Source organism: Pseudomonas sp. FGI182 (assembly GCF_000511325.1).
Lineage (GTDB): Bacteria > Pseudomonadota > Gammaproteobacteria > Pseudomonadales > Pseudomonadaceae > Aquipseudomonas > Aquipseudomonas putida_Z.
Genome location: NZ_CP007012.1, coordinates 3,556,661 through 3,572,024 on the forward strand (window position 1 = coordinate 3,556,661; position 15,364 = coordinate 3,572,024).

Below are 15,364 nucleotides of genomic sequence, written 5' to 3' on the forward strand. Positions count from 1 at the left end.
GCGAAGCGGCCCCGACAATTCATGTGTCGACGCTGAAATCCGGGGGCCGCTTTGCGGCCCTTTCGCGACACAAGGCCGCTCCTACAAAGGTTCGCGGCAAATTGCAGAGGACGGAGTGATGGCCGGTAGCCTCATACCTCTTGCCAAAAGTTTGGAATACCATAATATGATATCCCGTAGACCTTGAATCTGCAGGCCGGCACCTACAATCAAAAACGGCCACAAGACACTTTGTTTTAGCTGCTCCCCGAACACTGTTGGCGGGCGCACCACAAGCCCCGCCTCGAATAACAAAAGCAACGAGGGCGTAACCATGCTGTTGAGCAAACGTGTAACCGCAGTGCTGTCCGCCAGCCTGCTGACCCTGGCATGTCAGGCCGCCCAGGCCGCCGACAGCCTGAACTTCGTCAGCTGGGGCGGTACCACCCAGGACGCCCAGAAAGAAGCGTGGGCCGCACCCTTCACCAAAGCCACCGATATCAAGGTCGTCCAGGACGGCCCTACCGACTACGGCAAGCTCAAGGCCATGGTCGAGAGCGGCAACGTGCAGTGGGACGTGGTCGACGTCGAAGCCGACTTCGCCCTGCGTGCCGCCAGCGAAGGCCTGCTCGAACCCCTCGATTTCACCCAGATCAAGCGCGACAAGATCGACCCGCGCTTCGTCTCCGACCATGGCGTCGGCTCGTTCTTCTTCTCCTTTGTGCTCGGCTACAACGAAGGCAAGCTCGGTGCCAACAAACCGGTGGACTGGACCGCACTGTTCGACACCAAGACCTACCCCGGCAAGCGCGCCCTGTACAAATGGCCCAGCCCAGGCGTACTGGAATTGGCCCTGCTGGCTGACGGCGTAGCCCCCGACAAGCTGTACCCGCTGGACCTGGACCGCGCCTTCAAGAAGCTCGACACCATCAAGAAAGACATCGTCTGGTGGGGCGGTGGCGCCCAGTCGCAGCAACTGCTGGCCTCGGGTGAAGCCTCGCTCGGCCAGTTCTGGAACGGCCGCGTCTATGCCCTGCAGCAAGACGGTGCACCGGTGGGCGTGAGCTGGAAGCAGAACCTGGTCATGGCCGACTTCCTGGTCATCCCCAAAGGTGCCAAGAACAAGGACGCCGCCATGAAGTTCCTGGCCAACGCCAGCAGCGCCGAAGGCCAGGCCGAGTTCGCCAACAAGACTGCCTACGCGCCGGTGAACGTCGACAGCGTGGCCAAGCTGGACAAAGACCTCGCGCAGAACCTGCCGACCGCCTACGCCCAGGATCAGGTCACCCTCGACTTCGCCTACTGGGCCAAGAACGGCCAGGCCATCGCAGCCCGCTGGAATGAGTGGTTGGTCAAATGAAAGTCGCCATCAACGCCCTGCATAACGCGCAAGGTGCCCCCACGGGCACCGGCGCCCCGGGAACGGCCCCCCGCCGCGTCAGCCTGAGCCAGCGCTGGAAAGGCAGCCGCAATTTGCTCCCGGCGCTGCTGTTCCTTGGCCTGTTCTTCTTTGCCCCGCTGGCCGGCCTGTTGCTGCGCGGGGTGCTGGAGCCAACACCGGGCCTGGGCAACTACGAGCAGCTGTTCGCCAACTCGGCTTATGCGCGGGTACTGTTCAACACCTTCTCGGTGGCCGGCGTGGTCACCCTGATCAGCGTGCTGCTGGGCTTCCCCCTGGCCTGGGCAATTACCCTGGTGCCCAAGGGCTGGGGCCGCTGGTTGCTGAACATCGTGCTGCTGTCGATGTGGACCAGCCTGCTTGCGCGCACCTACTCGTGGCTGGTGCTGCTGCAGAGCTCGGGGGTGATCAACAAGGCGTTGATGGCCATGGGTATCATCGATGCCCCGCTGGAAATGGTGCACAACCTGACCGGCGTGGTAATCGGCATGAGCTACATCATGATCCCGTTCATCGTGCTGCCGCTGCAGGCGACCATGCACGCCATCGACCCGATGGTGCTGCAGGCCGGCTCGATCTGCGGCGCCAGCCCGTGGACCAATTTCTGGAAGGTGTTCCTGCCGCTGTGCCGCTCGGGGCTGTTCTCCGGGGCACTGATGGTGTTCGTGATGTCGCTCGGTTACTACGTCACCCCGGCCCTGCTGGGTGGTGCGCAAAACATGATGCTGCCCGAATTCATCATCCAGCAGGTGCAGTCGTTCCTCAACTGGGGCCTGGCCAGCGCCGCCGCCGCACTGCTGGTGGTGATCACCCTGGTGCTCTTCTACCTGTACCTGAAGCTGCAGCCGGAATCCCCGGTCGGCAACGCGAGGTAAACCGCCATGCTCCTGTCTCCCAATGCCATGGGCCGCCCGCTGCGTACGGGCCTGTACCTGACCACCGGGGTCATCGCGGCCTTCCTGCTGCTGCCGGTGGTGTTCATCGTGTTGCTGTCGTTCGGCTCGTCGCAGTGGCTGGTGTTCCCGCCACCGGGCTGGACCTTCAAGTGGTACGGCCAGTTCTTCTCCAACCCGGAGTGGATGGACGCCGCGCTGGCCAGCCTGAAGGTGGCCGTGCTGACCACCATCGCCGCCGTGCTGCTCGGCCTGCCCACCGCGTTTGCCCTGGTGCGTGGCCGCTTCCCCGGCCGCGAGCTGCTGTACGGGCTGTTCACCATGCCGATGATCGTGCCGCTGGTGATCATTGCCGTGGCGGTGTACGCGCTGTTCCTCAAGCTCGGCTACACCGGCACGCTGTTCGCCTTCGTGGTCAGCCACGTGATCGTCGCCCTGCCCTTCACCATCATCTCGATCATCAACTCGCTGAAGCTGTTCGACCAGTCGATCGAGGATGCCGCGGTGATCTGCGGCGCCTCGCGCCTGCAGGCGATCTTCAAGGTGACCTTCCCGGCGATTCGCCCGGGGATGATCGCCGGCGGCCTGTTCGCCTTCCTGGTGTCGTGGGATGAAGTGGTGCTGAGCGTGATGATGGCCAGCCCCGATCTGCAGACCCTGCCGGTGAAGATGTGGACCACCCTGCGCCAGGACCTCAGCCCGGTCATCGCCGTGGCCTCGACCCTGCTGATCGGCCTGTCGCTGCTTGTCATGTTCATTGCCGCCGCCTTGCGCCGGCGCACCGAAGCCAACGCCTGAGCGCGCGGAGAAAACAACAATGAGTGCAGTGATCAAAGACAACGCGCACGGCAAGACCCTGGTCAGCCTGCGCGGCCTGAACAAGCACTACGGCGACTTCACTGCCGTGGACAACCTCGACCTGGAAATCCAGGACGGCGAGTTCCTGACCTTCCTCGGCTCCAGCGGCTCGGGCAAGTCCACCACCCTGTCGATGCTGGCCGGCTTCGAAACACCGAGCAGCGGCGAGATCCTGGTCGATGGCCAGTCACTGGTCAACGTGCCACCGCACAAGCGTGACATCGGCATGGTGTTCCAGCGCTATTCGCTGTTCCCGCACCTGAACGTGCGCGACAACATCGGCTTTCCGCTGGCCATTCGCAAGCTCGGCGCCAGCGAAACCAGCAAGCGCGTCGACGCCATGCTCAAGCTGGTGCAGCTGGAGAAGTTCGCCCACCGCAAGCCGTCGCAGATGTCTGGTGGCCAGCAGCAGCGCGTGGCGATCGCCCGGGCGCTGGTGTACGAACCGCGCATCCTGCTGATGGACGAACCGCTCGGCGCGCTGGACAAGAAGCTGCGCGAAGACCTGCAGGATGAACTGCGCCAGTTGCACCGGCGCCTGGGCATCACCATCGTCTACGTCACCCACGACCAGGAGGAAGCCATGCGCCTGTCCCAGCGCATCGCCATCTTCAGCCATGGCAAGATCGTCGGCCTGGGCACCGGTTACGACCTGTACCAGAACCCGCCGAATGCCTTCGTCGCGTCGTTCCTGGGCAACTCCAACTTCCTGCGGATCAAGGCCAGCAGCAATGGCGCGGGCAGCTTCGAGGGCCAGCCGGTAGCCATCCGCCTGACCCCGGGCCTGGCCGCCTCGCAGGATGCACTGATCATGGTGCGCCCGGAAAAGGCCCTGGCCCTGACCGCCGAACAGGCCGCGCGCGAGCCGCTGCCGGCGGGGTGGAACGAGGTCAGCGCCAAGGTTGGCGAAGTGCTGTTCCTGGGCGAGAGCCAGACCTGCCATGTGGTGACCGCGGGCGGTACCGAGCTGACGGTCAAGGCTTTGTCGGCGGCGGGCATGCCGATGCAGCCGGGGGATACCGTGAAGGTGCGCTGGGCGGTGGCGGATGCGTGCATCTATACCGAGTGGGCAGAGAGTGACCTGAGCAAGTCTGCCGGGGCGCATTAGCATCTTGAGTGCTGCGACGCCTGGCAGATCGAGCGCCGCCCGCGCGGCGCTTCGCGGGACAAGCCCGCTCCCACATTTGTTGCAACGTGGCCATGCCCGTAAGAGAGGCGTCGCCCGCCTTGGTGCATTGTTTGAGACAGGTGAGACGGCGGTAGCGCCAGCCGGGAAACCGCGTCAAGGCAACAAGGCTGACAACCATGGGCTGACAGGTTCGGCACGTTGCAACAAATGTGGGAGCGGGCTTGCCCCGCGAAGCGCCGCGCGGGCGGCGCTCGATCTATCAGGCGCCGCACAACCCAAGATGTGAACAACACCGTCACATTATCATCACGCCACTGTCGTAATCTGCCGGCCATCTCTATGCCATAGGCCTTCCGGCATGCCCCGCCTGCTTGTCTTGCTGCTCACCCTGCTGCCGCTGGCGACTCTGGCCGAGCCCGCAAACCTGCGCGTGCAAGGCTCCAACACCATCGGCGCGACCTTGCTGCCAGCGCTGGTGCAAGGGCAATTGCGCGCGCAGCAAGCTACCGCCATCGAACAATACCCAGGCAAGCTGGCCAACGAGACTGTCATCACCGCTCGCGATACGCGTGGCCAGCCTTTGCGCATCGACATCGCCGCACACGGTTCCAGCACCGGCTTCGTCGCCCTGGGCCATGGCGAGGCCGACCTGGCCGCCGCATCGCGGCCGATCAACGACAACGAAGCAAGCCAACTGCAGGCTTTGGGCGACCTGCGCTCCGCTGCCGCCGAACAGGTCATCGGCCTGGATGGCGTCGCCGTCATCGTTCACCCCGACAACCCGCTGCCACAGCTCACCACGGAGCAACTGGCACAGATTTTTGCCGGGCAGATCCAGCGCTGGGAGCAATTGGGCGTTTCCGGCGGGGCCATCCACCTGTACGCCCGTGACGACCGCTCCGGTACCTTTGAGACCTTCAAGGCACTGGTGCTGGAACCTCAGCACGGCGAGCTTTCGCCCAAGGCCCAACGCTTCGAGTCCAGCGACGAGTTGGCCGCGCGAGTGAGCACCGACCGCCAGGCCATCGGTTTCAGCAGCCTGGCGGCGGTGCATGGGGCCAAGGTGCTGGCGGTGGCCGAAGGTGACGCGCCGGCCATGCTGCCGGAGCGTGCACTGGTGGCGAGCGAGGATTACCCGCTATCGCGGCGCCTGTACTTCTACCTGCCGGCCAACCCCAAGCCCCAGGCCAAGGCCCTGGCCGATTTCGCTCAGAGCCCGGCGGGCCAGGCGATCGTCGCCCAGCAGGGTTTCGTTGCGCAGCAGATCGAGGCCCAACCTGTAGCCCCCCAGGCCGACATGCCGCCGCGCTATCGCACCCTGGCCCAGCAGGCGCAGCGGTTGAGCGTGAACTTCCGCTTCCAGGAAGGCAGCGCCAGCCTCGACAACAAGGCCCTGCGCGATGTGCAGCGGGTGGCCGACTACCTGCGCCAAGCGGGCAAGTTGCGGCGCAAGGCGGTGCTGGTGGGCTTTGGCGACCCCAAGGAGACACCCGGTCGCGCCGCCCTGCTCTCCCGCCTGCGGGCCCAGGCGGTGCGCCGCGAGCTGGCGCGCGATGGCGTGGAGGTGCTGGAGGTGACGGGGATGGGAGATGAACTGCCAGTGGCAGGGAACGAACTGGAGCAAGGGCGACTGCGTAATCGCCGGGTGGAAGTGTGGGTTTATTGAACGGTAGGCCTGCTCTGGCCTGACTGGTGTAGGAGCGGCCTTGTGTCGCGAAAGGGCCGCAAAGCGGCCCCGGCAATTCTGTGGCGATGCCAAGACCGTGGGGGCGCTGCGCACCCCGTTCGCGACACAAGGCCGCTCCTACACGGCGCCCTGGCAAAGAAATGTAACAGCTCCCATTCGGCATCACCGGCAAACGGGTCTAGGCTCAAGCCCATGTGATACCGGGCCCCTCTGACGGCTGCCAGGCCGCCATGTCGGATCACTGTTGCCATGCAACGTCGACATTGAAGGAGGGGCTCATGACAGCTCTACAGACATTCCTCACCACCCCGTTCCTCGGTACCAGCACCTGGTTGTGGCTGGTGTTCATGGCCATCGTCATCGGTTTGCTGGTACTTGACCTGGGCGTGCTGCACCGCCACGACCGGGAAATCGAAATGCGCGAGAGCCTGCTGCTGTATTCGGGCTATTTCAGCGTCGGCGTGCTGTTCGGCGCCGGGGTCTGGTACCAGTTGGGCGCGCAGTCGGCGCTGGAGTTCTACACCGGCTTCCTGGTCGAGCAGTCGCTGTCGATGGACAATGTGTTCGTCATGGCGATGATCTTCAGCTATTTCGCCATCCCCCGCCGCTACCAGCACCGCGTGCTGTTCTGGGGCATCCTCGGGGTGGTATTCCTGCGGGCGATCATGATCGGCGTGGGCGCGGCGCTGGTGCAGAACTTCGCCTGGGTATTGTATATCTTCGGTGCCTTCCTGCTGTTTACCGGGGTGAAGATGGCGCTGTCGAAGGAGGACAGCCGCCCCGACCTGGCCAACAACCCGATCCTGAAGTTCGTGCGCCGGCACATGCGGGTCACCGAGCAGATCCACGGCTCGCACTTCTTCGTGCAGCAGACCCCGCCCGGGCAGCACAAGGCGCTACGCCATGCCACCCCGCTGTTCATGGCGCTGGTGCTGATCGAACTGGCCGACCTGGTATTCGCCGTCGACAGCGTCCCGGCAATCTTCGCCATCACCCAGGACCCGTTCATCGTCTATACCTCGAACATCTTCGCCATCCTCGGCTTGCGCTCGCTGTATTTTGCGCTGGCGGCGCTGATGCACCGGTTCGTTTACCTCAAGTACGCGCTGGCGCTGGTGCTGATCTTCATTGGCTGCAAGATCTTCTACCACGGCATGGTGGGCAAGGTGCCAGCGTTGCTGTCGTTGGGGGTGACGTTCGGGTTGTTGCTGGGTGGGGTGGTGGTTTCGCTGGTCAAGACGCGGGGGGAGAAGCCGGAAATCAAGGGTGCTCAATCCAGACAGCCTTCAAATGCCGATCGCACAGTCAGCGAGAAGGAGGAAGACCCGCAGATGCGGGTCTGACCATCCAGAGTGAGCCTTCAAGGGCCTCTTCGCGGGCTTGCCCGCTCCCACAGGTATTGCGCACAGCTTAGGCGGCACAGTACCTGTAGGAGCGGGCAAGCCCGCGAAGAGGCCGGAACAGGCGGGCAAAATCACCGCCCGCTACGCATCATCTCCGCCGGCACGTACTTGCCAATCTCATACTTGCCAATCGCCGCCCGGTGCACTTCATCAGGTCCGTCGGCCAGGCGCAAGGTGCGCTGCATGGCGTACATGTAAGCCAGCGGGAAATCGCCACTTACCCCTGCCCCGCCATGAATCTGGATCGCCCGGTCGATCACCTTCAGTGCCACGTTCGGCGCCACTACCTTGATTTGCGCAATCTCGCTGCGGGCGACCTTGTTGCCGACCGTGTCCATCATGTACGCCGCTTTCAACGTCAGCAGCCGGGCCATGTCGATCTCCATGCGCGAGTCGGCGATCTTGTCGACGTTGCCGCCCAGACGCGCCAATGGCCGGCCGAAGGCGGTACGCTCCACCGAGCGCTTGCACATCAGTTCCAGCGCGCGCTCGGCCATGCCGATCGATCGCATGCAGTGGTGGATACGGCCGGGGCCAAGGCGCCCCTGGGCAATCTCGAAGCCACGGCCCTCACCCAGGATCACGTTCTCATACGGCACCCGCACGTTCTCGAAGAGCACCTCGGCGTGGCCATGGGGAGCATCGTCATAGCCGAACACCGGCAGCGGGCGGACGATCTTCACCCCAGGCGCATCGGTGGGCACCAGCACCATCGAGTGCTGCTGGTGGCGTGGCCCTTCAGGGTCGGATAGGCCCATGAAGATCATTACCTTGCAGCGCGGGTCGCAAGCGCCGGAGGTCCACCACTTGCGGCCGTTGATTACCCATTGGTCACCGTCACGCACTGCGGTGGCGGCCATGTTGGTGGCATCCGAGGAGGCCACGTCCGGTTCGGTCATGGCGAACGCCGATCGGATCTCGCCACGCAGCAGCGGCTCCAGCCACTGGCGCTTCTGCGCTTCGCTGCCATAGCGCACCAGCACTTCCATGTTGCCGGTGTCTGGCGCCGAACAGTTGAACGGCTCCGGACCGAGCAACGAACGGCCCATGATTTCTGCCAGCGGGGCGTATTCCAGGTTGCTCAGGCCGGCACCATATTCCGATTCGGGCAGAAACAGGTTCCACAGCCCTTCAGCGCGGGCCTTGGCCTTGAGTTCTTCCATGATTGCGGTGGGCTGCCAGCGGTCACCCTCGGCGACCTGGCGCTCGAACACCGCCTCGGCGGGGTAGACATAGGCGTCCATGAACGCGCTGACGCGCTCACGCAGTGCCTGGACCTTGGGCGAATAGGCGAAATCCATCTGGGCTACCTTCACGGTTCGGAGTACATGGGCCAGAGCCTAGAGCAGCATGGCCCCATCCACCTAGTCTATTTTCAGCGTGTATAAACATTCATAACCGATATATGATCGACCCATAATTCCAACAAAGAGCGGCGCCCATGAACCTCAGCAAGGTCGACCTCAACCTGTTCATCGTGTTCGATGCGATCTACACCGAAGCCAACCTGACCCGCGCCGGGCAGATCGTCGGCATCACCCAGCCGGCAGTGTCCAACGCCCTTTCGCGGCTGCGCGAAACCTTCAACGACCCGCTGTTCGTGCGTACCGCGCAAGGCATGGTGCCCACGCCCATGGCGCAGAACATCATCGGCCCGGTGCGCAACGCCCTGGCACTGCTGCGCACCTCGGTGCAGGAAAGCCGCATCTTCAACCCGCAACAGGCCAACAAGACCTTCCGCATCAGCATGACCGACCTGACCGAAGCGGTGATCTTGCCGCCGCTGTTCCAGCGCTTGCGCCGCCTGGCGCCGGCGGTGCTGATCGAAAGCTTTTTGTGCAAGCGCCGCGAGACCACCAAGGAACTCGCCGCCGGCCGCCTGGACTTCGCCATCGACGCACCGTTGAACACCGACCCGCAGGTACGCCACGTCAAACTGATGCAAGACCGCTATGTCTGCGCCCTGCGCCAGGGCCACCCGCTGGCCGACAGCAAGCTGACCCTCGACAACTACCTGGGCATGACCCACATCCATATTTCCAGCCGACGCAACGGCCTGGGCTATGTCGACCTGGCCCTGGGCAAGATGGGCGTGCAGCGCAAGGTTGCCTTGCGCTCGCAGCACTACCTGATGGCCTCGCAGGTGTTGCAGCAGACCGACATGGCGATGACCGTCCCCGAGCGCTTCGCCCGCCGTCATCAGTTGCGTTACCAGCCACTGCCGGTGGAGGTGCCTGCGCTGGAAACGCATCTGTACTGGCATGAAAGCACCGATCAGGACCCGGCCAACCGCTGGATGCGCGAGCAGATCACCGAGTTGTGCGAACGTGTGGTGGCCGAGGAAGAGAGGGCCTTGGCACCAGCCTGAAGAGGCTGACGAGGGGGCTTTGCTGAGCCCTTAGCGATGCGGAGAAAAATTTTCCATGAAAACCTCAGTAGAGAGAATTTTTTCTTGAACATCCTGAGAATAGAGCCACTGGAAGCGAAAAATATCTCTCCAGCAGCGGGTACGCTTGCCCCAACGATCGCCGATTTCACGGCGACAGAAACGGACCCGCCCCAATGCCCAGCGCCCCGCTCTACTTCGATTACGCCGCCACCACTCCGGTCGACGACCGGGTCATCGAAACCATGCTCGCCTGCCTTGGCAGCCAGGCCAACTTCGGCAACCCGGCGTCCAGTGGCCATGCCTTCGGCCAGGCCGCCCGCCACGCCGTGGAGCAGGCCCGCCAGCAAGTGGCCGAACGCGTCGGCGCACAGGCCGATGCACTGGTCTGGACCTCAGGTGCGACCGAGTCCAACAACCTGGCGCTCAAGGGCATTGCCCAGGGCCTCGGCCAACCCGGGCACCTGATCACCAGCCAACTGGAACACAAGGCCGTGCTCGACACGGTGGCCGAACTGGAGCGCCAGGGCTGGGCCGTTACCCGCCTGGCACCGGATGCCGCCGGCCTGATTCAGCCTGCGGCGGTGCAGGCAGCGTTGCGCGCCGACACCCGCCTGGTATCGCTGATGGCGGTGAACAATGAACTGGGCACGATCACCGACTTTGCCGCGATTGGCGAACAGGTACGTGCCCACGGTGCCCTGCTGCACGTGGATGCGGCGCAGGCGGTGGGCAAACTGGCCATCGACCTGAGCGCCATGGCCGTGGACCTGATGTCGTTCTCGGCGCACAAGGTGTATGGGCCCAAGGGCATCGGTGCGCTCTACGTGGGGCCACGCGCCCGCACGCTGATGCGTGCGCAGATGCACGGTGGCGGCCATGAGCAAGGCCTGCGCTCCGGCACCCTGGCGACCCACCAGATTGCCGGCATGGGCAGCGCCTTTGCCCTGGCCGGCCAGCCCGGCGACAGCGAACACCAGCGCCTCGAGCAACTGGCCAGGCGCCTGCGCGAAGGCCTGCTGGCCCTGCCCGGCGTCACCCTCAACGGCTGCGCCAACCAGCGCATTCCCCATACGCTGAACCTGTGTATCGACAGCAAGGGTTTCAACAGCGCGGCGCTGGCCAGCGAGCTGGCGTTGTCGACCACCTCGGCCTGCAACTCGGCGAGCAATGCGGCCTCGCATGTGCTGCTCGCGCTGGGGCTGGATGAACGCCAGGCACGCAACAGTGTGCGGCTGAGCATCGGGCGTTTCAGCAACGACGCTGAAGTGGACAAGGCGCTCGAAGTGTTTGGCCGGGTGCTGACAGCGGCATCAGCGGCACTTTGGTGAAGCGGCCCTAGAACAGCCGGCTGTCCGGGGTGAAGTCCTCGACCTTGAGCCTGGCGCTGTTTGCCTGCGGATGGCGCGGGTTGAACAGGTAATTGGTGGTGCTGGGCATGATCGCGCTCGGCACCGGCAACAGCAATGCCGAGCACTCATCCAGAAAGCGGTTGCCCAGGCCCCGGGTCAGTTCGGTCTGGCTCGACCAGCCAGGCTGCAAGGCGGGCAACTGCGCTTGCGAAACGGTATCGGGCAACTCGATACGCAGCAGCCGCATGGTGGTGGGGAAATCCTCAGGGTCGATCTCCAGGTGCACCAGCACCTCCAGCATTGCCCCGGCTGGGCTGGTGGCGGCATACACCACTGGCCGGCCCGCCTGGTGCCAGCGGCCGCTGACACGCAAACCGCCCGTTCCGCTCAAGTCTGCATAGGCGCTGATACGCCACAGAATCACAGGCCGAAGCCCTCGGCGATCTGCAGCAACATCTCTTCGACCTGGGTGGTGCCCTGCTGGGTGGTGAGCATCTGCATCGGCGTCAGCCCCGAGAAGCGCTCCTTGGGCTTGGACAGCCAGCGCTTGGCCTTGCCCGCCTCACCGAACACGGCTTCGGCCATGGCGGTGATATGGGCCGAACGGAACAGCCGGTCGCTTTCTTCCACGGTCAGTGGCTGGTCGCGTTCAATGCGGGTTTTCAGCGTGCGCAGGGGAATGATCTGGTCACGCTCCACAGGGGTGAACACGCCGAGCTCGGTCAGTTTCACCAGCCAGGTGGCAGCGAAGCCATGGGTGATGCGGGTGTGGATTTCGAAGTCACTGGCGAGTTCGGGGATTTCCAGCAGTGCATGCAGGCGCGCCCGGTACTCGTGGTAACCGTTGTCGCGAAGCACTTCGGCAAGCATGGCGCTCTCCTTTCCGGCGTTTGCCGACAAGTATGCGGCATATGCCGGACATATGCCAGTTCATGAGGCCTGTGAAAGCCTTGAAGGCGATGCCATCCTGTGGGAGCGGCCTTGCGTCGCGAAAGGGCCGCAGGGCGGCCCCGGGCAATCTCACAGGAAGGTGAACACCTGCGAAGCCGGCAACCGCGACTTGTTCAAGCCAGCGTTGAAGTCCGTCTCGCTGCGATAGCCCAGGCTGAGAATGACCACACTGGTGAACCCACGCTCGCGCAAGCCCAGCTCGGCATCGAGAATCTTGCTGTCGAAGCCTTCGATCGGCGTGGCATCCAGCCCATGTGCCGCAGCCCCCAGCAAGGCAGTACCCAGCGCCAGGTAGGTCTGCTTTTCCATCCAGTGCTGCACGTCCTTCTGGTCAAAGCGGTGCAGGTCGACGTAATGCCGGCGGCTCTGGTTCTGCCCGGCACGCGCCTGATCATCGCGGAAGCGGCTATCGGCAGCTTCCTGGTCGAGCACGGCATTCAGGTGCGCTTCGGTCATTTCGGTGCGGGTGCAGAACACGATCACATGCGAGGCATCGAGGATCTTCGGCGAATTGTAGGCATAACGCTCTGTGGTGCTCTTGGCCAGGCGGGCCTTGCCTTCAGCGCTGTCGGCAACGATGAAATGCCACGGCTGCGAGTTGACCGAGGACGGGCTGTGACGCAGTTGTTCGAGCAAGGCATCGACAGTGGCCTGGGGAATACGGCGCGAGGCATCGTAGGCTTTGGTGGTGTAGCGGCGCTTGGCCAGCGAGACGGTATCCATGCAACAACTCCGGGAATGAACAGGGGATTTGCCGGGCATCTTATCTTTCCTGCAGAAAAGAAAAACCGGCACAATGCAGCAACACTTTCATCCCAGGAGTGAAAATGCTGCGCATCGCCGACCTCGAACTGTTCGTCCGCAGCAGCGTGCTGGGCAGCTTCACCGCCGCCGCCCACGAAGCCGAACTGCTACCGGGCCAGGTGGCCGCCGCGATCAAGCGCCTGGAGCGCGACCTGGATGTGCGCCTGTTCGCCCGCACCACCCGCAGCTTGCGCCTGACCGCCGAAGGCGAGTTGTACCTGCCGACTGCCCTGAATGTGCTGGAGAGCCTGCGCCAGGGGCGTGAAGACCTGCATGGCAACGCCAACACCCTGCGCGGTACCCTGCAGGTGTCGGCACCGTCCGACCTGGGCCGCAACATGCTGCTGCCGTGGCTGAGCGCCTTCCGCCGCGAGCACCCGGCCCTGCACCTGCGCTTCCTGCTGTCCGACCAGATCGCCGACCTCAACCGCGACCCGGTAGATGTGGCGATCCGCTATGGCCTCAACCAGGACGCCAATTACATTGCCCTGCCGCTGGCCGACTGGAACCGCCGGGTGCTGGTCGCCGCGCCCAACTACCTGGCTCGTCACGGCCGCCCGCTCACCCCCGACGCCCTGCAGCAGCATGCCTGCCTGCTGTACATGCAGCACAACCGGGTCTACGACAAGTGGCGGGTGGGCAACCGCACCGTGCAGGTGCGCGGGCCACTGGTCAGCGACGATGCCGACGTGATCCGCCGCCTTGCCTTGCAGGGCGAAGGCATCGTCTACAAGTCGTGGCTGGACGTAAGCGCCAACATCGCGGCCGGCGAGCTGGAAATCATCCTCCCCGAGCACCTCGGTGAGCCCGCCCCGGTCACCCTGGTGTGCCCGCACCGCAAGCAGCTCACGCCCGCGGTGGCGCAACTGCACCTGTGGCTGCGCGAACGCTTCGAGGCCTTGCGTAACCGGGCGCTGACCAACGGCTGCACAATCGTTCCAGACTGAGCCTGGCCGTTGCGCTAAGGTAGCGATTTCTGCCACGGCACGCCCCCATGAGCAACTGGATCGACCTTAAACAAGACGCCGACACCGGCATCGAGTCGGTCCGTGCGCATTTCGTCGGGCATGCCTACGACCCGCACTGGCATGACAGCTTCCTGGTTGGCGTTACCGAGCAGGGCGTGCAGCAATTCGATTGCCGGCGAGTACGCCATCGCAGCACGCCGGGACACGTGTTCCTGCTGGAGCCCGGTGAAATCCATGACGGCCATGCGCCCACCGAGGACGGCTTCACCTATTCGACCCTGTACCTGGAACCCACCTGGGTGGACAGCCAACTGCGGGCACTGTTCGAACACGCGCCGGGCGACAGCCTGCCCAGCTTCGCCGATACCTTGTGCCACGATGAGCGCCTGGCGCGTGCCACTGCCCTCGCCTTCCAGGCCGTGCATACCCAGGACTTGCGCATTGTCCGGCAGACGGCCATGGACGACCTGCTGGCCTGCCTGACCCGCCACCTGCACTGGCGCCGGCGCCTGAACCCGGACCCGCGCCTGCCGCTGACCGCGCAGCGCGCGCGGGATTACCTGCACGCCAACCTGGAGCGCGACATCGGCCTGGAAGACCTGGCCCAGGCCTGTGGCATCGACCGCTTCCGCCTGACCCGTGCGTTCAAGGCCGCATTCGGCCTGGCGCCACATGCCTATCTGATCCAGCTGCGCCTGGCCCGGGCGCGGCGCCTGCTCGCCCGAGGCCAGACACCCACCGAAGTGGCCATGGCCCTGGGCTTTGCCGACCAGAGCCACCTGGGGCGCTGGTTCCGCCGTGCCTACCAGCTGACCCCGGCCGACTACCGCAGGCGCTGCTCAAACCTTCCAGACTGAAAGGCGGCAGGCAGCGAGCATGGTGCTTCGTTTATCCGGAGCCCTTGATCATGTCGCAGTCGTTGTTGCCCTTCATCCTGTTTGCCCTGGTGTCCAGCATCAGCCCGGGGCCGACCAACCTGTTGATACTCGCCCATGGCGCCCGCGTTGGCCTGCGCGCGAGCCTGGCGCCGATCGTGGCGGCTTGCGGTGCAGCAGCGGCGATCGTGCTGATGGTGGGCCTGGGGCTGGGTGAACTGCTGCTGCGCCACCCGCTGGCCCAGCAGTTGATGAGCTGGGCCGGGGTTTTGTGGTTGAGCTGGCTGGCGTGGAAGATGCTGCGCAGTGCTGCCGCCCCGCTGCAGGCGGCCACGGCGCAAGGCTTCAGTGCACTCAGTGCGGCCTCGTTGCAGGTGGTGAACCCCAAGGTGTGGTTGATGGCCGTGGCGGTGGTCGGGGTGTTTGCCGCGCCGTCGTTGCCGGTATGGCAACTGGCACTGGTGTTCTTGCTGATTGCCCTGCCATGCATGGCGGCGTGGGCGCTGCTGGGGGTGGGCAGCGCGCGATGGTTGCAGGCACCGCGGCGGTTGCGGGTGTTCAACCAGGTGTTGGCGGGGGTGTTGTTGATTTCTGCGTGGGCTGCCGTACTGGCTTGAGCCTGCAACAGGTGTTCCTACAGGCCTGCAGAGGACCTGTAGGAGCGGCCTTGTGTCGCGATG

At 64.4% G+C, this 15,364-nt stretch carries 15 protein-coding genes; 11 read left to right on the top strand and 4 right to left on the bottom strand.

From position 1 onward, the window contains the following. Positions 1-313 precede the first annotated feature (313 nt). The 6 genes from C163_RS15670 (at position 314) to C163_RS15695 (ending at position 7,288) form a co-directional block, all read left to right on the top strand. Complete coding sequence (locus C163_RS15670) at positions 314-1,339, top strand: ABC transporter substrate-binding protein (protein WP_025339643.1); 1,026 nt, start codon at positions 314-316, stop codon at positions 1,337-1,339. Beyond that, on the top strand, positions 1,336-2,253 hold the full coding sequence (locus C163_RS15675) for an ABC transporter permease (protein ID WP_015270844.1): 918 nt from the start codon (positions 1,336-1,338) through the stop codon (positions 2,251-2,253). The genes C163_RS15670 and C163_RS15675 overlap by 4 nt, the downstream gene beginning before the upstream one ends. A 6-nt stretch (positions 2,254-2,259) precedes the next feature. Continuing rightward, positions 2,260-3,069, top strand: coding sequence for an ABC transporter permease (locus C163_RS15680; RefSeq protein ID WP_015270845.1), 810 nt, complete (start codon positions 2,260-2,262; stop codon positions 3,067-3,069). Between the two features lie 19 nt (positions 3,070-3,088). Further along, the gene (locus tag C163_RS15685; protein ID WP_025339644.1) at positions 3,089-4,237 is read left to right on the top strand and encodes an ABC transporter ATP-binding protein; all 1,149 of its coding nucleotides are present in this window, start codon (positions 3,089-3,091) and stop codon (positions 4,235-4,237) included. A gap of 379 nt (positions 4,238-4,616) precedes the next feature. Further along, on the top strand, positions 4,617-5,924 hold the full coding sequence (locus C163_RS15690; RefSeq protein ID WP_025339645.1) for a substrate-binding domain-containing protein: 1,308 nt from the start codon (positions 4,617-4,619) through the stop codon (positions 5,922-5,924). A 299-nt stretch (positions 5,925-6,223) separates the two neighbouring features. Next, positions 6,224-7,288 (top strand): TerC family protein, encoded by a 1,065-nt coding sequence (locus C163_RS15695; RefSeq protein WP_025339646.1) that lies wholly within the window; start codon positions 6,224-6,226, stop codon positions 7,286-7,288. A 131-nt stretch (positions 7,289-7,419) separates the two neighbouring features. On the opposite strand, the gene C163_RS15700 is transcribed toward C163_RS15695, so the two are convergent. Further along, a complete protein-coding gene (locus tag C163_RS15700) occupies positions 7,420-8,649 on the bottom strand; it encodes an acyl-CoA dehydrogenase (protein ID WP_013973159.1) in 1,230 nt (409 codons plus the stop codon). 140 nt (positions 8,650-8,789) lie between these two features. Here C163_RS15700 and C163_RS15705 point away from each other — a divergent pair, with 140 nt between their 5' ends. Both C163_RS15705 and C163_RS15710 read left to right on the top strand, forming a co-directional pair. Beyond that, positions 8,790-9,716, top strand: a complete 927-nt coding sequence (locus tag C163_RS15705) for a LysR family transcriptional regulator (protein ID WP_025339647.1) — start codon at positions 8,790-8,792, stop codon at positions 9,714-9,716. Between the two features lie 194 nt (positions 9,717-9,910). Further along, complete coding sequence (locus C163_RS15710; protein ID WP_025339648.1) at positions 9,911-11,065, top strand: cysteine desulfurase family protein; 1,155 nt, start codon at positions 9,911-9,913, stop codon at positions 11,063-11,065. 7 nt (positions 11,066-11,072) lie between these two features. Here C163_RS15710 and C163_RS15715 read toward each other — a convergent pair whose 3' ends face one another. From C163_RS15715 to C163_RS15725, 3 genes are all read right to left on the bottom strand, one after another. Further along, the gene (locus C163_RS15715; protein WP_025339649.1) at positions 11,073-11,510 is read right to left on the bottom strand and encodes an RES family NAD+ phosphorylase; all 438 of its coding nucleotides are present in this window, start codon (positions 11,508-11,510) and stop codon (positions 11,073-11,075) included. Further along, complete coding sequence (locus C163_RS15720) at positions 11,507-11,956, bottom strand: antitoxin Xre/MbcA/ParS toxin-binding domain-containing protein (RefSeq protein ID WP_013973163.1); 450 nt, start codon at positions 11,954-11,956, stop codon at positions 11,507-11,509. The genes C163_RS15715 and C163_RS15720 overlap by 4 nt, the downstream gene beginning before the upstream one ends. A 150-nt stretch (positions 11,957-12,106) precedes the next feature. Next, positions 12,107-12,760 (bottom strand): oxygen-insensitive NAD(P)H-dependent nitroreductase NfsB, encoded by a 654-nt coding sequence (locus C163_RS15725; protein ID WP_025339650.1) that lies wholly within the window; start codon positions 12,758-12,760, stop codon positions 12,107-12,109. Between the two features lie 104 nt (positions 12,761-12,864). Here C163_RS15725 and C163_RS15730 point away from each other — a divergent pair, with 104 nt between their 5' ends. Genes C163_RS15730 through C163_RS15740 form a run of 3 tightly spaced genes read left to right on the top strand, consistent with a single transcriptional unit; the run spans position 12,865 to position 15,301 of the window. Next, a complete protein-coding gene (locus tag C163_RS15730) occupies positions 12,865-13,788 on the top strand; it encodes a LysR family transcriptional regulator (protein WP_025339651.1) in 924 nt (307 codons plus the stop codon). 47 nt (positions 13,789-13,835) lie between these two features. Next, positions 13,836-14,666, top strand: a complete 831-nt coding sequence (locus C163_RS15735; RefSeq protein WP_025339652.1) for an AraC family transcriptional regulator — start codon at positions 13,836-13,838, stop codon at positions 14,664-14,666. Between the two features lie 50 nt (positions 14,667-14,716). Further along, positions 14,717-15,301, top strand: a complete 585-nt coding sequence (locus tag C163_RS15740; RefSeq protein WP_025339653.1) for a LysE family translocator — start codon at positions 14,717-14,719, stop codon at positions 15,299-15,301. Positions 15,302-15,364 lie beyond the last annotated feature (63 nt).

Excerpts from the sequence above, each read along its gene's own strand:
- C163_RS15700 (WP_013973159.1), bottom strand. The coding sequence starts at position 8,649 with ATGGATTTCGCCTATTCGCCCAAGGTCCAGGCACTGCGTGAGCGCGTC.
- C163_RS15725 (WP_025339650.1), bottom strand. The coding sequence starts at position 12,760 with ATGGATACCGTCTCGCTGGCCAAGCGCCGCTACACCACCAAAGCCTAC.
- C163_RS15705 (WP_025339647.1), top strand. The coding sequence starts at position 8,790 with ATGAACCTCAGCAAGGTCGACCTCAACCTGTTCATCGTGTTCGATGCG.
- C163_RS15720 (WP_013973163.1), bottom strand. The coding sequence starts at position 11,956 with ATGCTTGCCGAAGTGCTTCGCGACAACGGTTACCACGAGTACCGGGCG.
- C163_RS15690 (WP_025339645.1), top strand. The coding sequence starts at position 4,617 with ATGCCCCGCCTGCTTGTCTTGCTGCTCACCCTGCTGCCGCTGGCGACT.
- C163_RS15670 (WP_025339643.1), top strand. The coding sequence starts at position 314 with ATGCTGTTGAGCAAACGTGTAACCGCAGTGCTGTCCGCCAGCCTGCTG.
- C163_RS15680 (WP_015270845.1), top strand. The coding sequence starts at position 2,260 with ATGCTCCTGTCTCCCAATGCCATGGGCCGCCCGCTGCGTACGGGCCTG.
- C163_RS15735 (WP_025339652.1), top strand. The coding sequence starts at position 13,836 with ATGAGCAACTGGATCGACCTTAAACAAGACGCCGACACCGGCATCGAG.
- C163_RS15740 (WP_025339653.1), top strand. The coding sequence starts at position 14,717 with ATGTCGCAGTCGTTGTTGCCCTTCATCCTGTTTGCCCTGGTGTCCAGC.
- C163_RS15675 (WP_015270844.1), top strand. The coding sequence starts at position 1,336 with ATGAAAGTCGCCATCAACGCCCTGCATAACGCGCAAGGTGCCCCCACG.
- C163_RS15710 (WP_025339648.1), top strand. The coding sequence starts at position 9,911 with ATGCCCAGCGCCCCGCTCTACTTCGATTACGCCGCCACCACTCCGGTC.
- C163_RS15730 (WP_025339651.1), top strand. The coding sequence starts at position 12,865 with ATGCTGCGCATCGCCGACCTCGAACTGTTCGTCCGCAGCAGCGTGCTG.
- C163_RS15695 (WP_025339646.1), top strand. The coding sequence starts at position 6,224 with ATGACAGCTCTACAGACATTCCTCACCACCCCGTTCCTCGGTACCAGC.
- C163_RS15685 (WP_025339644.1), top strand. The coding sequence starts at position 3,089 with ATGAGTGCAGTGATCAAAGACAACGCGCACGGCAAGACCCTGGTCAGC.